Annotated in this window: 17 protein-coding genes and 2 pseudogenes; 7 read left to right on the forward strand and 12 right to left on the reverse strand. The window is 69.5% G+C overall.

Annotated elements, in window-relative coordinates:
• Nucleotides 1-27 precede the first annotated feature (27 nt).
• From ACFY2B_RS26525 to ACFY2B_RS26535, 3 genes are read left to right on the forward strand one after another with little or no spacing between them, the layout of a single operon-like run.
• On the forward strand, nucleotides 28-645 hold the full coding sequence (locus ACFY2B_RS26525; RefSeq protein ID WP_390765573.1) for an NAD(P)-dependent oxidoreductase: 618 nt from the start codon (nucleotides 28-30) through the stop codon (nucleotides 643-645).
• Nucleotides 645-1,610, forward strand: a complete 966-nt coding sequence (locus ACFY2B_RS26530) for an amidohydrolase family protein (protein ID WP_390765574.1) — start codon at nucleotides 645-647, stop codon at nucleotides 1,608-1,610. The genes ACFY2B_RS26525 and ACFY2B_RS26530 overlap by 1 nt, the downstream gene beginning before the upstream one ends.
• A 40-nt stretch (nucleotides 1,611-1,650) precedes the next feature.
• On the forward strand, nucleotides 1,651-2,520 hold the full coding sequence (locus ACFY2B_RS26535) for an SDR family oxidoreductase (protein ID WP_390765575.1): 870 nt from the start codon (nucleotides 1,651-1,653) through the stop codon (nucleotides 2,518-2,520).
• 313 nt (nucleotides 2,521-2,833) lie between these two features.
• Here ACFY2B_RS26535 and ACFY2B_RS26540 read toward each other — a convergent pair whose 3' ends face one another.
• Complete coding sequence (locus ACFY2B_RS26540) at nucleotides 2,834-2,971, reverse strand: hypothetical protein (protein WP_390765576.1); 138 nt, start codon at nucleotides 2,969-2,971, stop codon at nucleotides 2,834-2,836.
• Between ACFY2B_RS26540 and ACFY2B_RS26545 the strand changes: the two genes are divergently transcribed.
• Both ACFY2B_RS26545 and ACFY2B_RS26550 read left to right on the forward strand, forming a co-directional pair.
• Nucleotides 2,970-3,224: a hypothetical protein gene (locus tag ACFY2B_RS26545; protein WP_390765577.1), complete on the forward strand. Its 255-nt coding sequence runs from the start codon at nucleotides 2,970-2,972 to the stop codon at nucleotides 3,222-3,224. The genes ACFY2B_RS26540 and ACFY2B_RS26545 overlap by 2 nt on opposite strands.
• A 17-nt stretch (nucleotides 3,225-3,241) precedes the next feature.
• Nucleotides 3,242-4,300, forward strand: coding sequence for a protein kinase family protein (locus ACFY2B_RS26550; protein ID WP_390765632.1), 1,059 nt, complete (start codon nucleotides 3,242-3,244; stop codon nucleotides 4,298-4,300).
• Between the two features lie 41 nt (nucleotides 4,301-4,341).
• On the opposite strand, the pseudogene ACFY2B_RS26555 reads toward ACFY2B_RS26550, so the two are convergent.
• The 11 genes and pseudogenes from ACFY2B_RS26555 to ACFY2B_RS26605 all read right to left on the reverse strand — a co-directional run.
• Nucleotides 4,342-4,554, reverse strand: a pseudogene (locus ACFY2B_RS26555) (transposase); the annotation flags it as partial.
• Between the two features lie 115 nt (nucleotides 4,555-4,669).
• Nucleotides 4,670-5,622: pseudogene (locus tag ACFY2B_RS26560) on the reverse strand (thiolase family protein); the annotation flags it as partial.
• Entirely contained in the window at nucleotides 5,619-6,263 is a 645-nt protein-coding gene (locus ACFY2B_RS26565; RefSeq protein WP_390765578.1) for a CoA transferase subunit B, read from the reverse strand. The gene ACFY2B_RS26565 and the pseudogene ACFY2B_RS26560, both read right to left, overlap by 4 nt.
• Nucleotides 6,263-7,048: a CoA transferase subunit A gene (locus ACFY2B_RS26570; protein ID WP_390765579.1), complete on the reverse strand. Its 786-nt coding sequence runs from the start codon at nucleotides 7,046-7,048 to the stop codon at nucleotides 6,263-6,265. Before ACFY2B_RS26570 ends, ACFY2B_RS26565 begins: the two co-directional genes overlap by 1 nt.
• Nucleotides 7,045-8,046: an NAD(P)H-dependent flavin oxidoreductase gene (locus ACFY2B_RS26575; RefSeq protein WP_390765580.1), complete on the reverse strand. Its 1,002-nt coding sequence runs from the start codon at nucleotides 8,044-8,046 to the stop codon at nucleotides 7,045-7,047. The genes ACFY2B_RS26570 and ACFY2B_RS26575 overlap by 4 nt, the downstream gene beginning before the upstream one ends.
• On the reverse strand, nucleotides 8,043-9,698 hold the full coding sequence (locus ACFY2B_RS26580; protein WP_390765581.1) for an AMP-binding protein: 1,656 nt from the start codon (nucleotides 9,696-9,698) through the stop codon (nucleotides 8,043-8,045). The genes ACFY2B_RS26575 and ACFY2B_RS26580 overlap by 4 nt, the downstream gene beginning before the upstream one ends.
• A complete protein-coding gene (locus tag ACFY2B_RS26585) occupies nucleotides 9,698-10,507 on the reverse strand; it encodes an enoyl-CoA hydratase/isomerase family protein (RefSeq protein WP_390765582.1) in 810 nt (269 codons plus the stop codon). The genes ACFY2B_RS26580 and ACFY2B_RS26585 overlap by 1 nt, the downstream gene beginning before the upstream one ends.
• A 1-nt stretch (nucleotide 10,508) precedes the next feature.
• Nucleotides 10,509-11,741, reverse strand: a complete 1,233-nt coding sequence (locus ACFY2B_RS26590; RefSeq protein ID WP_390765583.1) for a CaiB/BaiF CoA transferase family protein — start codon at nucleotides 11,739-11,741, stop codon at nucleotides 10,509-10,511.
• Between the two features lie 50 nt (nucleotides 11,742-11,791).
• Nucleotides 11,792-12,562 (reverse strand): enoyl-CoA hydratase/isomerase family protein, encoded by a 771-nt coding sequence (locus ACFY2B_RS26595; RefSeq protein ID WP_390765584.1) that lies wholly within the window; start codon nucleotides 12,560-12,562, stop codon nucleotides 11,792-11,794.
• Nucleotides 12,563-12,596: 34 nt separating this feature from the next.
• The gene (locus ACFY2B_RS26600; protein ID WP_390765585.1) at nucleotides 12,597-13,526 is read right to left on the reverse strand and encodes a hydroxymethylglutaryl-CoA lyase; all 930 of its coding nucleotides are present in this window, start codon (nucleotides 13,524-13,526) and stop codon (nucleotides 12,597-12,599) included.
• A 55-nt stretch (nucleotides 13,527-13,581) separates the two neighbouring features.
• Complete coding sequence (locus tag ACFY2B_RS26605) at nucleotides 13,582-14,073, reverse strand: MarR family winged helix-turn-helix transcriptional regulator (RefSeq protein WP_390765586.1); 492 nt, start codon at nucleotides 14,071-14,073, stop codon at nucleotides 13,582-13,584.
• A gap of 110 nt (nucleotides 14,074-14,183) precedes the next feature.
• Between ACFY2B_RS26605 and ACFY2B_RS26610 the strand changes: the two genes are divergently transcribed.
• Together ACFY2B_RS26610 and ACFY2B_RS26615 are read left to right on the forward strand one after the other, a co-directional pair.
• Complete coding sequence (locus ACFY2B_RS26610; RefSeq protein WP_390765587.1) at nucleotides 14,184-15,542, forward strand: MFS transporter; 1,359 nt, start codon at nucleotides 14,184-14,186, stop codon at nucleotides 15,540-15,542.
• Nucleotides 15,543-15,930: 388 nt separating this feature from the next.
• Entirely contained in the window at nucleotides 15,931-16,221 is a 291-nt protein-coding gene (locus ACFY2B_RS26615) for a hypothetical protein (protein WP_390765588.1), read from the forward strand.
• The last annotated feature ends 223 nt before the right edge of the window (nucleotides 16,222-16,444 follow it).

A 16,444-nucleotide genomic window follows, 5' to 3' on the forward strand; every position in this document is an offset into this window, starting at 1 on the left:
ACACTTGTTCAGTCAAAGGGGTTGTCCATGCGTATCGCGGTCCTCGGTGCCACCGGCAAGGTCGGGCACTTGATCGTCGAACAGGCCGTGCAGCGCGGCCACGAAGTCGTCGCACTCGTGCGCAGGCCGGAGGTGTATGCCGCGCCCGGACAGGGCACCGTCGAGGTCCGGGAGGCCGATGTCACCAAGCCCGCGTCGTTCCCGGACCTCAGCGATGCGGACGTGGTGATGTCCGCGCTCGGAATCAGCAAGGGCGACGGGCCGGGAACGCTGATCGCCGGTGCGCGGGTGCTGGCCGGGTTGCCGGTGCGCACTCTGTCACTCGGTGCGCTCGGGTCCGGAGTCTCGACCGGGGCCGGTGGCGGGATGTACCAGGCGGTCATGAAGATGGTCATCGGCAAACAGCTCCAGGAGAAGGCCGACGCCGACAGGATCGTGCTCGACGGCGGCGCGACCGTGTTCCACGCCCCGGATCTACAGGTCGGCGGTATCAGCACCACCCGCCGCAACATCCCGCTGGACAGCTACCCGAAGCCGTTCCTGCCGCCGCGCGTGTCCCGCGCCACCGTCGCCGCGCTCATGCTCGACGAAGCCGGGCACCCGACGCACGACGCGAAGATCCTCGTCCCGGTCGGCAAAGCGTGATGGGCGGGTACATCGCCGTCGAAGAGGCCGTCGCCATCCCCGGTCTCGCCGAACGCCGGCCGCCCGTTCCGATGCCGGACAACACCGACCCGGAGTTCTTCGACCACGTGATGGCGCGGCTGCCCGACGTCGCGGACCTCCGGTTGCCGGACATGGACGCGGGCGGGATCACGATGCAGGTGCTCTCCCTCACCGTCCCCGGCATCGAAGCCGACCCCGATCCGCAGCGTGCCGTCGACAACGCCCGGTTCGTGAACAATTCCCTCGCCGCGATCGTCGACGCCCACCCGACCCGGTTCGCGGCGTTCGCCGCGCTCCCGCTCCAGGACCCGGACGCCGCCGTGACCGAGTTGCGCCGTGCCGTTGAACGACTCGGGTTCAAGGGCGCCCTGGTCAACGATCACATCCAGGGCAGATACCTGGATGACCCGGTCTTCGATCGGGTATGGGCGACCCTGGCCGAACTCGACGTCCCCCTGTATCTGCACCCGGGTATGCCGCCGGCGGACCGCTGGCACGTACTCGACGGTCACCCTGAGCTGGACGGTGCCTTGTGGAGCTGGCAGGCCACGACCGGCGGCCACGCGATGCGCGTCGTGATGTCCGGGGTGTTCGACCGCCACCCGGCCGCCCGGATGATCCTGGGGCACGGCGGCGAGTTCTTGCCGTTCCAGTTGTCCCGGTTCGATTCCCGGTACGCGACCGTCACCGTTCGGCAGCCGCTGCGACGTCGGCCGTCCGAGTATTTCGGCACGAACATCTTCGCCACCACCAGCGGCGTCCTGTCTCCCGCCGCCGTCGAGGCGCTGGTGCATGTGATCGGCGCGGACGCGGTGCTGTTCGCCGTCGACTACCCCTACGAGAACACCGGCGCCGCGGTCGCCGCACTCGCACACACGGCCCTCCCGGATGCCGACAAGCAGAAGATCGCCCACGGCAACGCCCGTCGGCTGCTGCGTCTTTGACACCCCGGGCACCAGTGTTCTCGAACATGAGAGGTTCGTCATGAAGGTATTTGTCACAGGTGCGTCCGGGCACATCGGCCAGGCGCTCGTCCCCGAACTACTCGCCCGCGGCCACAGGGTCGCCGGGCTTGCCCGTTCCGATGCAGCGGCGGACACCCTCGACGGCATGGGGGCGGAGGCGGTGCGCGGCACCCTCTCCGATCTCGACACGATCCGGGAGGGAGCCGCCGCTGCCGACGGGGTGATCCACCTTGCGTTCATCCACGACTTCGCCGACTTCGCCCAAGCCGTCGACACGGACCGCCGCGCGATCGACGCGATCGGGTCCGCACTGGCTGGAACGGACAGGCCGCTGATCGCCGCCGCGACCATTCCGGCCGTCCCGGGCCGGGCCGCCACCGAGGAGGACGACGGCGACACGGCCGGAGGACTCGACGGGCGCGCGGCCAACGCCCGCGCCGTGCTGGAACTGGCCGGACAGGGAGTGCGATCCGCGATCGTAAGACTGCCGCACACCGTCCATGCCGCAGGCGGACGCGGCGGCTTCGCCGGGTCGCTGTTCCGGATCGCTCAGCGAGCCGGAGTGTCCGGATACGTCGGGGACGGGTCCGCGCGCTGGCCGGCGGTCCACGTCGATGACACCGCGAGGCTGTTCCGTATCGCGCTCGAAACCGCACCCGCCGTACACGTGCTTCACGCCGTCGGTGAGGAAGGCGTGGCGATTCTCGACACAGCCACGGCGATCGGCCGCGAACTGAACGTGCCGGTACGGGCCGTCGACCCGGACGCACTCGGATTCCTCGGACGCCTTGCCACCATCGACAAGCCCGCGTCGAGCACCCTCACCCGGCAACGTTTCGGCTGGACACCGACCGGCCCCGGCCTGCTCGAAGACCTGAACCCCTCCTGATGGTCCCAGCCCGCGGACTCCTGATGAGGGTCGCGCGGCCCGTTCCCCGATCGCGGGAGCAGCCGAACGCCGGCCAGCAGCTTTACCGCCGAGGCGGCTGATTCCCCACAGTTGAAGTACTGCCGGTACTCGACCGGCCGCCAGATCGTCATCGACCTCGCAGGACGCTCAGTCGAGACAGAACTCGTTGCCCTCGATGTCCTGCATCACGACTGGAGCGGTTCGAGACCGATGTACTGTCCGGGTTCGTCCTGGCACGGGCCTCAGCAGGGCTGGCGGACGGCACCATCCGCGGGGACGTCGGTCACCTGGATCAGATCAGGACCTGGTTCGCCCGGCCCTGGTGGGACATGGAGCCCGCTGACGCGGCCGTGTACTTCGGGAAGGTGCTGCGGCACTCGCCCAGCGGCACCCGGCTGGGCCGGTCGCAGGCGTTGAGCATGTACTTCATGTTCCTGGAGCAGCGGCACAAGGTCGAAATCCACCGGATGACCAGCCGCGTGGCCGAGTGCCCGATCGACGAGATGAGCCGGCCGCGTGGGGCCAAGGACGCCCAACTGCGGATCCCGCCGACTGAGCCGGAGATGGCGCCGTCCGTCGATTCCGCTGATCTCCACATCGACCTGCACCTAGAATGCAGAAGAGTAGCTGGTGAAACACTCGCAGACATGGTGGAAACGAGGTCGGCGTTTCGATGCAGGTAGCAGTCGAGCATCCCGATATGTCGGAGGAAGCACGCTTGGCTGCCTACAGCGCTGTTTCCACCTCACTCGCCCTGCGAAGTGATCACCGGCTGGCCGAGCTTGTGGACGCCGCCGTGCGGCTCGGCTCCGGAATCGGCGGCAAGTCCGCGCTGATGGAGGTCGACGGAAAGACGGTCTTCGTGAAACGGGTGCCGCTCACGGACATGGAGCGGTTGCCGGAGCACGTACGGTCCACGGCCAACCTGTTCGGGCTTCCCACCTACTGTCAATACGGCGTCGGTGGGCCTAGTTTCGGTACATGGCGGGAGCTCGCTGTTAACACCATGACGACGAACTGGGTGCTCGGAGGGCAGTACCAGGGGTTTCCGGTGATGTACCACTGGCGCGTGCTGCCGGACACGACCGCTCTTCCCGAAGAACTCGCGGACGTGGAACGGGCCGTGGCCTATTGGGGAGGCCGCCCCGAGGTACGCCGTCGTATCGAGGCCCTTCAGCGGTCCTCTGCGAGCCTCGTGCTGTTCCTGGAGTACATCCCTCAGACGCTCCATGAGTGGCTCACCGAGCAGGTGCAGGCTGGTGAAGATTCTGCCGACCGGGCTCTCTCCCTGGTGGAGTGGGAACTGGAAGCCGGCACGTCCTTCATGAACGCTCGCGGGCTCCTGCACTTCGACGCCCATTTTCAGAACATCCTGACCGACGGCCGACGCCTCTACTTCACGGACTATGGCCTTGCCCTCTCCTCCCGATTCGATCTGTCACCGTCCGAGAAACAGTTCTTCGAACTGCACCGGACCTACGATCGCTGCTACACGGTCAGCTGGCTGGTCAACTGGCTGATCACTGCTCTATACGGATACGAGCGGAATGAACGTGTGGCACTCATTCACGCATGTGCCGATGGGAAGAAACCGCCGAACGGATCGCCAAAGGCCAAAGCGATCCTCTCCCGCCATGCACCGCTCGCCGCAGTGCTGACGGACTTCTACCTCAAGATCCAGGAGGAGAGCAGGGAGAGCCCGTACCCCTTGAGGGAGCTTCTCCGGGTCCTCGAAGCGGACAGGTCAGGTAGTCGCTGAGCAGAGCCCGTTTTACTGGCGCAGAGCACTTAGAGGATGTCTCATGTGGTGAGTTTCGCGAGCTTCTTGTAGCAGGTGAGGGTGGCTGCGAGGCCGAGGAAGGCGAGGAAGTGGGAGCCTTTTCGCTCGTACCGGACGGTGAGCCGGCGGTAGCCGAACAGCCAGGCGATCGACCGCTCGATCTTCCAGCGGTGCCGTCCGAGCCTCTCGCTCGATTCGATCCCGGGACGTGCGATGCGCGGTGAGGGTCTCCGCAAGGCCGCCATGCAACTCGACAACCCCGGCCCGCAGAAATGAGCTGACCAGCCGCAGGACCCTGCGGTCCTTGATGCGCTCGGCCACCAGGCCCCATGAGGACGTGGTGGTCGAGTCGGCGAAGCTCTTCCCGGCCTTCGCGAGCGCGCGCTCCACGGCTTGGACCGAGGCGAGCCCGCAGTACTGCGGGTCGGTGGCACTGACGCCGGTGGCGGAGATCCGGACGAGAGATTCGCGGCCGGTGGCCCTGAGACCCTCCTCGTCCACCAGGAGCAGGGCCGCCGCCCCGTCGTTGAGGGGCGAGGCATTGCCCGCGGTGACCGTACCGGTGTCCTTGCGGAAGGACGGCTTGAGTCTGGCCATCGCAGCGAGGGAGGTATCCGTCCGTACACACTCGTCGGCCGGGTAGACGACCGGGTCGCCCGTCAGCTGCGGGATCGTCACCGGAGCCAGTTCGGCATCGAACAGCCCCTCGGCCTGGGCCATGGCCGTCTTCCGGTGGGAGGCAAGGACGAGCTCGTCCTGCTGCTCACGGCTGAACTCGCGCTTGGCGGCGATGAGTTCGGCGGACTCGCCCAGCGCGACGGTCCACTGCGGGTCCATCCTCGGGTTGACCATGCGCCATCCGAGGGTGGTGGAGTACAACTCGGCGTGTCCGGCCGGGAACGGCCTGTCCGCCTTGTGCAGGACGTAGGGGGGCCCGGGTCATGGACTCCACACCGTCGGCCACGGCGTTCGAGGCGTCGCCGACGGCGATGGCACGGGCAGCCTGAACCGTCGCCTCAAGGTCCTGAGGCGCACAGCCGGTTCACGGTCACGCCCGGCACGGTGGTAGGCAGGCCGGCCAGCAGCGCGGCCATGCGGGCGACGTTGCGGTTCTCCTCGTCGGCGCCGTTGGCGTTGCCGAAGTACACGTCCTCGATCCGGGCCGGGTCCAGCTCCGGGGTGCGGGTGAGCGGTTCGCGCAGAGCGTGGGCGGCGAGGTCGTCCGGGCGCACCGACGCCAGGCCGCCGTTGTAGCGGCCGACCGGGGTGCGTACGGCATCGACGAGGTAGACGTCCTTCACTTCAGGTCCTCCGGCACGGTCAGCTTGGCTTCTGTCCGGGCGGTGATCTCGTCCACGGTGACGCCGGGAGCGGTCTCGACGAGCAGGAGCCCGTCGTCGGTGACGTCGAGGACGCCGAGGTCGGTGATGATCCGGTGCACGCAACGCTTGCCGGTCAGCGGCAGCGCGCACTCCTCGACGATCTTCGGCGAGCCGTCCTTGGCGGTGTGGGTCATCACGACGATCACCGTGCGGGCGCCGTGGACGAGGTCCATGGCCCCGCCGATCCCGGTGATCATCTTGCCGGGGACGGCCCAGTTCGCCAGGTCGCCGTGCGCGGAGACCTGCATGGCGCCCAGGACGGCAACGTCGATGTGGCCGCCGCGGATCATCGAGAACGACAGCGCCGAGTCGAAGAAGGAGGCGCCGGGCAGGACGGTGACGGTCTCCTTGCCGGCGTTGATCAGGTCCGGGTCGACGGCGTCCTCAGTGGGGTAGGGGCCGGTGCCGAGAATGCCGTTCTCGGACTCCAGGACGACCTCGACGCCCTCGGGCAGATGATTGGGGATCAGGGTGGGCAGGCCGATGCCGAGGTTGACGTACTGGCCGTCCCTGAGTTCCCGCGCGGCGCGGACGGCCATCTCTTCGCGCGTCCAGGCCATCAGTTGCTCACCGTTCCTCGTGCGGACGGCGCGGAAATCGTGCGCTGTTCGATTTTCTTGTCTCTCGCCTGCTCGGGCGTCAGCGCGACCACCCGCTGGACGAAGACGCCCGGCAGGTGCACCGCGTCCGGGTCGATCTCGCCCGGCTCGACCAGTTCCTCGACCTCCGCGATGGTGATCTTGCCCGCCATCGCGGCCAGCGGGTTGAAGTTCCGGGAGGACTTGTTGAACACCAGGTTCCCGTGCCGGTCACCCCTGGCCGCCCGGACCAGGGCGAAGTCGGTGAGGATGCCCCGCTCAAGCAGGTACTCGGAGCCGTCGAACTCGCGGACCTCCTTCGGCGGCGAGCCCAGCGCGACGCCGCCCTGCCCGTCGTAGCGCCAGGGCAGCCCGCCGTCGGCGACCTGGGTGCCCACCCCCGCCGGGGTGTAGAAGGCGGGAATGCCGGCCCCGCCGGCGCGCAGCCGCTCGGCCAGCGTGCCCTGGGGGATCAGCTCCACCTCCAGTTCCCCGGCCAGGTACTGGCGGGCGAACTCCTTGTTCGCCCCGATGTAGGAACCGGTCACCCGCGCGATCCGCCCGGCTGCCAGCAGCACCGCCAGGCCGGACTCCATCGCACCGCAGTTGTTGGAGACCACCGACAGCTCGCCCACTCCGCGCTCGTACAGTGCCTGGATCAGCACGTTCGGCACACCGCTGAGGCCGAAACCACCCACCGCCAGCGACGCGCCGCGAGGCACATCGGCCACCGCCTCCAGGGCCGTGGCGACCACCTTGTCGGTCATGCGCCGGCCGCCTTGGCCAGGGCGGATCGCGGCTCGGTCGGAAGCGGCACGGGCAGGCGGGTCAGTGCGGTGCGGTATTCGGTGACGATGCGCTCGACGACCTCGGCGGCGGAAAGCACCGCGTCGATGAGGCCCGCTGACTGGCCCGCTTCCACCTTGCCCTCGCGCACCCGGCCGTGCAAAGCGGCGTCCTTCAGCGTGGCGGCCTGGAACTCCTTGCGGCGCACATCGAGTTCGGCGGCGGATTCCTCAAGTCGCCGCATGCGTGTGGTGAAGTCGTTCTCGACGGCACGGATGAGTCCGAGGCCGTGGCCGACTGTGCGGGTGTCCTCCACTCCGGCGGCAAGCACCGCCGACTTGTAGTCGGGGTGGACGGTGGCTTCCTCGGTGGCGAGGAAGCGGGTGCCGAACTGGGCGGCGCCCGCGCCCAGGGCCAGCATCGCGGCGAGGCCGGCGCCGTCCGCGATCCCGCCGGAGGCGATCACCGGGGTCTGAGGAACGGCCTGGACCACGGCACGTACGAGCACCTGCGTGGCCACCATGGCGGGTGGCGGGTGGCCGCCCGCTTCCGCGCCGACGGCGACGAGGCCGTCGACGCCCGCGTCCGCTGCCTTGCGGGCGTGTTCGACCCCGGCCACGACGTGCAGGCACACGGTGCCGATGTCGCGGAAGCGCTCCAGGTAGCGGCGTGGCCCGCCCTGGGATGCGATCAGTACCGGTGGCCGGCGGGACAGGAGCAGGTCGATGACCTCGTCGGCGCCTTGCCGGTGGAGGGGCAGGTTGACCGCCCAGGGCCGGTCGGTGCCCGCCGTCATCTCGTCGAGCACGCGGGTGAGATCGGGCACGCGCATGGGGCCGGCGGCGACGACTCCGAGACCGCCGGCCCGGCTGACCGCGAGCGGGAGCGCCGAACTCGACGAGGCCCAGGACATGCCGGCCTGGATGACGGGGAGGCGGACGCCGAGCAGCCGGGTGACCGGGGTGGGGATGCTGGTCATGCCGGCACCCCGTGGTCTCGCTGGGCGAGCAGCGTACGAGCGTGGGAGGCGAGCCGGTTCTTCGGCACTTTGGAGCTGGCGGTCATGCCGATGTCTTCGAAACCGTCGACGATGCGCAGATGGCGGGGCACCTTGAAGCCGGCCATGCGGGTGCGGGCCCAGGTGAGCAACTCGTCCTCGGTGGTGCCTGGTTCGGTGAGGACGACGAACGCGAAGGGCACTTCGATGAGACGTTCGTCGGGGACTCCGACCACGACGGCCTGCCGCACGTGCGGATGGCTGTGCAGGGTGTCCTCGACGTCGGCCGGTGCCACGTTCTCGCCGCCGACCCGGATGATGTCTTTGGTGCGGCCCACGAAGTGCAGCCGGCCGGTGGCGTCGAGCGTGCCGACGTCACCGGTGGTCAGCCAGCCGTCGGAGTCGATGGCCGCCGCGGTGGCCTCGGGGGCGTCGACGTAGCCCTGCATGACGTTCCATCCGCGAACCAGGATGGAACCGGGCTCGCCCGGCTCGCAGTCGCGGGTGCCATCGGCGGCGCGTACACAGACCTCGACGCCGGGCTCGACGCGCATGGCGCCGGACGCCCTCACCTGGTCGTCCTCCCACCAGCAGGACTGGGCGACATTGGGGGATGCCTCGGATAGCCCGTATCCGGCGACGCACTCCGTGGCGCCCAGCTCGTCGATCACGCGGCGGACAATGGTGGGTGAGGCCGCGACCCACGCACCTCGCAGATGGAGCGTGCGGTGCGCGCGGTCGGGGTGGTTGAGGAGCATCAGCGCGATGGTGTCGTTGCCCGAGAAGTGGGTGCACCTCTCGGTCTCCAGCAGCCGCAGCGCCTCGGCCGGTTCGAACCTCGGCATGGTCACCAGCGTGGTGGCGTGCTGAATGGACGAAAGGACCGACAGGGTGCTGCCGGCGACGTGGAAGAAGGGCCGAGCGCTGTGGAAGCGGTCTCCGGGTCGCAGGCCGAGGCGGGCGCCGGAGAAGAACGCGTCGGCGCACATGCTGCGCTGGGTGAGGAGCACGCCTTTGGGCCGGGAGGTCGTGCCGGAGGTGTACTGGACGAGCAGGATGTCGTCGGGGGTGCCGGTCGCGGGGGTCTCGCGGCTGACACCAGTTCTGGCTTCCACGTCGGTTTCGGCTTCGGCTTCGGCCAGGAAGTCCGGCCATGCCGTCCCCCAGTCGGGCACGTTTTCGCCGCACACGACGATCCGCTTCAGGTCGGGCAGTTCGGAGCAGGTACCGGTGCCGTCCGCGCCGATACCGATCTCGCGCAGCATGGCGCAGAAGTCGACGCGCAGCACCCGGTCGGCGACGAAGAGGGTGGAGACCTTCGCGTGGGCGAGAGTGTGTTCTACCTCGTCGGCCGTGTACCGGGTGTTGACGGGGACGGTCACCGCGCCGACCGAGCCGAGGGCGACGAACAGGGCGACCCAGCGGGGTCCGTTGCCGAGGCAGAGGCCGACACGGTCGCCCCGGCCGATGCCGGCGGCGGCGAGGGCGGTGCGGATCCGGGCAACCTCGGAGGCGAGCGCGGCGTAGGTGATCCGTTCCTCGGCGGTGACCACGGCCTCCACGTCGGGGGCGAGCAGGGCCGCCCGTTCCAGCGCCTCGTGGGCGGTCAGGGGGCATGCCGTCCTGAGGTCCATCACTTCTCCTCCTCTGGGGTGTGCGAGCTGTCGGAACGGCGGTGGGCGAACCGGTCGACGCCGGCGCGCCAGCCGCTGTCGGACAGGCACTGCTCGATGGCCGCCATCTCGATCCGGATGCCGCGGTCGAGGTCGGTCTCGCTGCCGAGGTCGACGGCCCGTTTGGTCAGCGCGATGGCGAGCGGTGGCGCCTTCGCGATCGTGGCCGCGATGTCCGCGCCGGTGTGGGCCAGCATGTCGTCCGGTACGAGGCGGGAGACGACGCCCAGGTCGAGGGCTTCGGCTGCGTGCATGGGCCGGCCGGTGAACAGGAGGTCCTTGGCGCGGCGCTTGCCGATGGCCCGCTGCAGGCGCTGGGTGGCGCCGACCGTGCCCCAGTGCGGCTCGGGGAAGCGGAATGTGGTGCTTTCGGCGGCGACGGCGAAGTCGGCGGCGAGGGTGATCTCACCGCCGGATCCCACGACCGCGCCGTGCACGAGGACGATGACCGGGTGGCGGCACTGTTCGATGGCCTCGTAGGCGGCGAACGAGGCGAGGCGGCGTTGGCGGACCCAGGCGGCGTCCCGGCCGGCCCGCTCCTTGAGGTCGGCTCCGGCGCAGAAGGCGGGGCCCTGTGCCGACAGCAGCACCACGCGGACGTCGTCGTCGGCGTCGATCTCCTCGAAGGTGGAGCGCAGTTGCCGGCACATCGGCAGGTCCACGGCGTTGCGGGCGTGGGGTCGGGCCAGTTCGACGTGGGCGATGCCGTCGGTCACCGTCCAGTGCACACGTGGCGCGTCGGTGGGGACGGACTCGTCGGTCGCGGTCATCTCAGATCACCCCTGTGGTCCGCAGGTCCTCGATCTCGCTCTCGCTGAGTCCGGCGATCTTCGCGAGGACGTCATGGGTGTCTGCACCCAGCAGCGGTGGGGCGTCGGCGGGCGCGGGCTCGCCGCCGGTCTCCCGCAGCGGGGTGCGCAGGGCCTGGAAGGTTCCCTCGGTGGGGTGCTCGAAGTCGGTGACGACGCCGCGTTCCCGGGCGTGCGGGTCGGCCAGGGCCTCACGGACGCCGCGGACTTCCCCGGCCGGGATGTCGGCGGCGCGGAGTTCCTTGAGAAGCGGCTCGCGGTCCCGCCCGGCGACGGCCGTGCGCAGCGCGGTCATGACGCGGTCGCGCTGGGCGACCCGTGCCGCGTTGTGCCGCAGGGCCGGATCGGCGCCGAGTTCGGGGAGGCCAAGCACGGAGCAGAGGGGGGACCAGTGCTGGTCGCTCCCGCTGATGTGCAGCCAGCCGCCGTCGGCGGTCCGGAAGGCGGCGGAGGGGACCCGCCCCGGGTGTTCGGTGCCGGTACGGACCGGGTCCTCGTCCAGGGCGAACAGCCGGGCCGCGTTGAGGGCATGCAGGCTGAGCTGGACGTCCATCATGGAGACGTCGAAGTGCCGGCCGCGGCCGGCGGCGCCGCGGCCGGCCAGACCGGCGAGCGCGGCGATGGCGACCCAGAGTCCGGACGTCATGTCCGCTACCGGGATGCCGGTCTTGCTGGGCGATCTGTCCGGTTCCCCGGTCATCGCCATGACACCGGACAGCGCTTGGAAGACGGTGTCGTAGCCCTTGCGCATGCGGTCGGGGCCGCTCTGCCCGAAGCCGGTGGCGGAGACGTACACCAGCCCAGGATTGTCGGCCGACAGGTCGTCGTATCCCAGTCCCAGCCGGTCCATGACGCCGGGCAGGAAGTTCTCCACGACCACGTCTGCGCCGGTGGCAAGCCTGCGTGCGACGTCCCGGCCGCGGGTGTCCTTGAGGTTCAAGGTGATGGAGCGCTTGCCGCGGTTGAAGGCGAAGAAGTAGGCGCTCTCGCCGTGCGGCAGGCGAGGCTCGAAGCCGCGGGTCTCGTCGCCACCGCCCGGCCGTTCGACCTTGATGACGGTGGCGCCCAGCTCGCCGAGGATCTGGGTGGCCATCGGGGCGGCGAGCACCCGTGAGAAGTCGAGGACGGTGATGCCGGTGAGCGGTCCGGGCGTGGCGGGCGCATTGCCAGGCGGGGGCGGGACGGACGCGGTCACCGGCGTGGGCGTGGCCGGCCCGTTCCCGGTCGGGGGCGTGGCGGGCCTGGTCACCGGCGGAACCCCCGCATCAGCGCGTTGACGTCCTGACCGGCCCGCATCGCCGCTTCGGTGGGCAGGTCCGCGACACGGTAGAACAGGTCCTTCGCCGCGCGGAGGGCGCGGGGCTCCACCGCGGCCCATCGCTCCGCGATCTCCAGCGCGGCGTCCACCACCTTGTCCGGTTCCACGACGCGGTTGGCCAGACCGTGTTCCAACGCCTCCGCGGCGGTCAGCAGCCGTCCGGTACTGATCATTTCGAAGGCGAGCTTGCGGTGCAACTGGCGCTGGAGTCCGGCCATGACCAGGGCGGGGACGATGGAGTGCCGCAGTTCCGGGTAGCCGAACTTCAGGTCCGTGCCCACCACGGTCATGTCGGCGCCGATGGCGAGTCCGGCGCCACCGCCCACGGCGGCTCCGCGCACGGCGGCGACGACCGGCGTTCCCATCCCCTGCATCTGCGTCTGCAGTCGGGCGGTGAGAGCCGCCCGCTCCAGGACCGCCTCCGGCTGGTCGGGGGTGAGGGCCGGGAACTCCGACAGGTCGGCGCCCGAGCAGAACGCGCGGCCTGCGCCGGTGAGGACTACGGCGCGTACCCGGCCGTCGTCGCCGGCCGCGGTGAGCGCGGTGCTCAGGGCCCGGGTGAGCGCGGTGTCGAGGGCGTTGAGCTTGTCGGGGCGGTTGAGGGTGAGGACGCGGACGGGGCCGCGGTCTTCGACGAGCAGGACGTCGGCGGCTGCTGCGGTCGCTGCGGCGGGCTGTCCGCCCATGGTGACGGTCACGGAAGGTTCTCCTCGGTCGGGCGGTGGAGCAGGGTCACGCGGCGGTGAAGCGCTGAAAACCGGCCCGGGCCACCATGCTGTGCAGGGGGCGACCCAGCGCCTTCTCGCAGGCCCGGGATGCGGAGGCGAGTGCGTCGATGTCGATACCGGTGTCGACGCCCATCGCGTCGAACAGGCTCACCAGGTCTTCGGTGCAGACGTTCCCGGTCAGGCCGGCTCCGTAGCCGATCTTCGACGGATGGCCGCCGACACCTCCGAGGGCGCTGTCGAAGTGGCGGCAGCCGGCCTCCAGGGCGGCGACCACGTTGGCGACGGCCGTGCCGCGGGTGTTGTGGAAGTGGGCGACGACCGGCAGCCCGGGATGGGCTCGGTCCAGGCGGCGGAAGAGATCGGCGACGGCTGCGGGAGTGGCGACGCCGGTGGTGTCTCCCAGGGTGACGGCATCGGCGCCGAGGGCGGCGAAGCGGCCGACGTCCTCAGCGACGCGGCCCGGGTCGACGTGCCCTTCGAAGGGGCAGCCGAACGCGACGGAGACCACGCCGATCAGCCGGAACCGGCCGCCTGCCAGGGCCACCATGTTCTCGACCCGCCTCCACTGCTGCGCCCGTGTGCTGCGCAGGTTTTTCTGCGTGTGGCTCTCACTGGCTGACACCAGCAGGCTCAACTCCTCGGCGCCTGTACCGCGGTCGAGGTCGGCCAGGGCGCGTTCGACGGCGCGGGGGTTGGGGCACGTCGCCTTGAACGCCACACCGGGACGGTGGGTGACGCCCGCCAGGACCTCACTCGCGTCGGCGAACCCGGGGACCCAGCGCGGATGGCTGTAGCTGGTCGCCTCGATACGGCGGAATCCCGCGTCGGCGAACGCCTCCAGCAGGGCGATCTTGGTATCGGTCGGTACGAACGTGGGTTCGTGCTGCAGCCCGTCCCGGGCGAAGCATTCGCAGATGGTGACCATGTCGGTCATCGAGCCACCTCCTCAGGATGACTCGACCAGAACTATCGCCTGTCTGTTGATATTGTCAACAGTGATCGCCGTCAATGAGGTCTCGCTCCTGTCGTTCCAGAGACAGCGCGAGGTCGGCCAGCTTCTCCAGTGCGCACCCCAGGACTCGGGCCTCCTCGTCGGAGAGGAGTGCCGCGAAGGCCGCGTCCCGCTCGTTCGCGGCCACGATCAAGCCCCGGTACACCTCGACCCCGGCCTCAGTGAGGGCCAGTTGGCGACTGCGCCCCGCCCCCTCGGTACGCTTGACGAACCCCCGCTCGACCAGTCCACGCACCACCCGGCTCATCTGCGCCTTGTCCAGGCCGGCCCGCCGGGCCAGCCGGTTGAGCGTCAGTGTCGGGTCGGCGGCGATGAGCGCGATGGTGCGCCACTCGCCGAGGCTGACGTCGAACTCGCGGCGATATCTGAGGGCCGCGCTGCGCGACAGGGCCGACGACGTACGCGAGAGTCGGTAGGACAACAGCTCGGAGATCGGCACAAGGTCTCGACCGTCCTGACGTTTCACCATGAGCGGCATGGTATCCCGCCGAGAGTGTTGACTTTATCAACTTAGGCGGCGGAAACTCGCAGCGCCCGCCGCCTCCGGCGACACCCCCCCCAGCAAAGGAGCTGTACGTCGTGGCCGATCCAACGACCTTTGCCAAATCGCAGCACGCCGCCGACATGTCCGAGGTCGACCGCGCCGCGACCTACCGCACCATCACCTGGCGCGTGATGCCGCTCCTGGTCATCTGTTATGTCGTCAGCTTCATCGACCGCACCAACATCGGGATCGCCCAGCAGGGGCTCCAGCGGGACCTCGGCTTCGGCTCGGCCGTCTACGGCCTCGGAGTGACCCTCTTTTTCCTCGGCTTCATTTTCTTCGAGGTACCGAGCAGCGCGCTGCTCGCCCGCATCGGTGCCCGCAAGACACTCGTTCGCATCATGGCGTCCTGGGGCGTCGTCACCGTCGGCACTTCACTCGTCCACAACGAGATCACCTTCTATGTCGCCAGGTTCCTTCTCGGCGCCGCGGAGGCCGGCTTCTTCCCCGGAGCGCTCTACTTCCTCTCGCGCTGGTTCCCCTCCGTCCGGCGCACGCGCATGACCGCGGTGTTCTTCGCGGGAGTGCCCGTATCCGGTGTCCTCGGCTCCCTCATGTCCGGCAGCATCATGAATGCCTTCGGCGGAAGCGCTGGTCTCGCGGACTGGCAGTGGCTGTTCATCATCGAGGGAATCCCGCCGCTCCTGCTCGGGGGTGCCGTCCTGCTGTGGCTGGTCGACGAACCCGAACAGGCACGCTGGCTGACTGCCGCGCAGCAGGCGGCCATACGGGCGGACCTTGTCGCGGACCAGCGGCGCAAGGAAGACGGGCAGGCGACTGGCAAGGGGCACAACGGACTGCTTCTCGCGCTGCGCGACCCCAAGGTGTGGATCATTGGCCTGTGCGCCTGCGGCGCCTACACCCTCGCCAACGCCGTGTCCTTCTGGACACCGCGGATCATCGCCGAGGCGGGCGTCGGCGATGTCCTCGACCTCGGCCTCTTCTCCGCTCTGCCGCCCCTGCTCGGTATCGTGGTCATGCTGATCGTGGGACGGCACTCCGACCGCACCCTGGAACGGCGTTGGCACGCGGCCCTCAGCTGGGTCGTCGCCATCGTGGCCATGGTCGCGCTCTCGGTTGCCGGAAACAACGTCGCCCTGGTCGTCGCGCTCCTTGCGGTCCTGGCCGCTGCCCACTACTCCGGCCTCACCGTCTTCTATTCCATCCCCTCCATCTACCTCAGCGAACGCGCGGCGGCCACCGGAATCGCCCTCGTCACCTCGATGGGCTCGTTCGCGGCGGCCGCGTCGCCGTCCCTGCTCGGATTCATCCAGAGCAGCACCGGCAGCCTTGCCCTCGGCCTGCAGATCAGTGCAGGCATCGTGTTCCTCGCCGTTGTCCTGCTGCTGGTCGGTATCAAGGCGAGCGACCTGCGAGAGCAGCTCTCGTCGTAGGCCCGAACGTGCGTCCGGGCCCGGGGTGGTTCGTGAACGTGCCTGTCACAGGGCTGCTATGGGTGAGACTTGTTGGATGCTCGTGCTGTCGGGTGTGGCTGGTAGCAGGCGATCGCCGTCGAGTAGCCGGGAGGGGTCTCACCTCACGGCCCTCACAAATCCGTACGTGTTGGTCGCCCGTCATACGGCTCTTGCCGTTCTGGTCACCAGCCCTGGGGGACGTGGGTGGTCCAGGCCCAGTGGGCGAAGAACCTGGGTCGTCGTGCGACGGCCTGGTTCCAGGTGTCCTGGGCTTTCTTCGTACTCGCTGAACTCCGCACGGACACCACCGCTGCCTGACGGCCGCCCGTCGCGCCCCAACCGTTCTGGCCGCACCCCTCGGTAGGGCATGCCTCCCGTACGGCGGCGCTCGTCTCCGGGCGGGACGGAGAAAGGGCTTCCGTCGATCCTGCCACAGCGCAACGCCCTCGGTTCCAACATCGGCTACAACGGCGGCGACCCGCACGCCCTGGCCGCCTGCCTCACCCAGGTCGCCGCCACCGACGGCCAGAACACGGCCGCCGGCACCCCGTACGAGAAGGCGCGCCCCGCGATCCTCGCCTGGACCCAGAGCAGTGCGGCCGACCGCGGCGCGAACAAGCTGACCCTGCGCGACCTCAAGGCCATGCAGCAGAGCTGACCGACGCGACGCGCGGATGCCCACGGACGTTCGATCCGTGGGCACCCGCGCGTACGCCCCGGAGCGCCTGGAGCAGTACTGTCACGTTGTTGAGTGTGAGTGCGTGAGTGCGTGACGGGCATGGTGGGGCTGGGTTCTCGTGAAGCACGTGATCATCTGGGCGCGGTAGTGAGAAGCGGTCATCAGGCGGCGGCGGGGCCGGAAGTGCGGTGAGGTGCCGCTG

Origin of the sequence: Streptomyces sp. NPDC001270 (genome assembly GCF_042896695.1) — a bacterium.
GTDB lineage: Bacteria > Actinomycetota > Actinomycetes > Streptomycetales > Streptomycetaceae > Streptomyces.

Coding starts and splice junctions, on each gene's coding strand:
- ACFY2B_RS26525 (WP_390765573.1), top strand. CDS start 28: ATGCGTATCGCGGTCCTCGGTGCCACCGGCAAGGTCGGGCACTTGATC.
- ACFY2B_RS26530 (WP_390765574.1), top strand. CDS start 645: ATGGGCGGGTACATCGCCGTCGAAGAGGCCGTCGCCATCCCCGGTCTC.
- ACFY2B_RS26535 (WP_390765575.1), top strand. CDS start 1,651: ATGAAGGTATTTGTCACAGGTGCGTCCGGGCACATCGGCCAGGCGCTC.
- ACFY2B_RS26545 (WP_390765577.1), top strand. CDS start 2,970: ATGTTCCTGGAGCAGCGGCACAAGGTCGAAATCCACCGGATGACCAGC.
- ACFY2B_RS26540 (WP_390765576.1), bottom strand. CDS start 2,971: ATGAAGTACATGCTCAACGCCTGCGACCGGCCCAGCCGGGTGCCGCTG.
- ACFY2B_RS26550 (WP_390765632.1), top strand. CDS start 3,242: ATGTCGGAGGAAGCACGCTTGGCTGCCTACAGCGCTGTTTCCACCTCA.
- ACFY2B_RS26565 (WP_390765578.1), bottom strand. CDS start 6,263: ATGGCCTGGACGCGCGAAGAGATGGCCGTCCGCGCCGCGCGGGAACTC.
- ACFY2B_RS26570 (WP_390765579.1), bottom strand. CDS start 7,048: ATGACCGACAAGGTGGTCGCCACGGCCCTGGAGGCGGTGGCCGATGTG.
- ACFY2B_RS26575 (WP_390765580.1), bottom strand. CDS start 8,046: ATGACCAGCATCCCCACCCCGGTCACCCGGCTGCTCGGCGTCCGCCTC.
- ACFY2B_RS26580 (WP_390765581.1), bottom strand. CDS start 9,698: ATGGACCTCAGGACGGCATGCCCCCTGACCGCCCACGAGGCGCTGGAA.
- ACFY2B_RS26585 (WP_390765582.1), bottom strand. CDS start 10,507: ATGACCGCGACCGACGAGTCCGTCCCCACCGACGCGCCACGTGTGCAC.
- ACFY2B_RS26600 (WP_390765585.1), bottom strand. CDS start 13,526: ATGACCGACATGGTCACCATCTGCGAATGCTTCGCCCGGGACGGGCTG.
- ACFY2B_RS26605 (WP_390765586.1), bottom strand. CDS start 14,073: ATGGTGAAACGTCAGGACGGTCGAGACCTTGTGCCGATCTCCGAGCTG.
- ACFY2B_RS26615 (WP_390765588.1), top strand. CDS start 15,931: ATGCCTCCCGTACGGCGGCGCTCGTCTCCGGGCGGGACGGAGAAAGGG.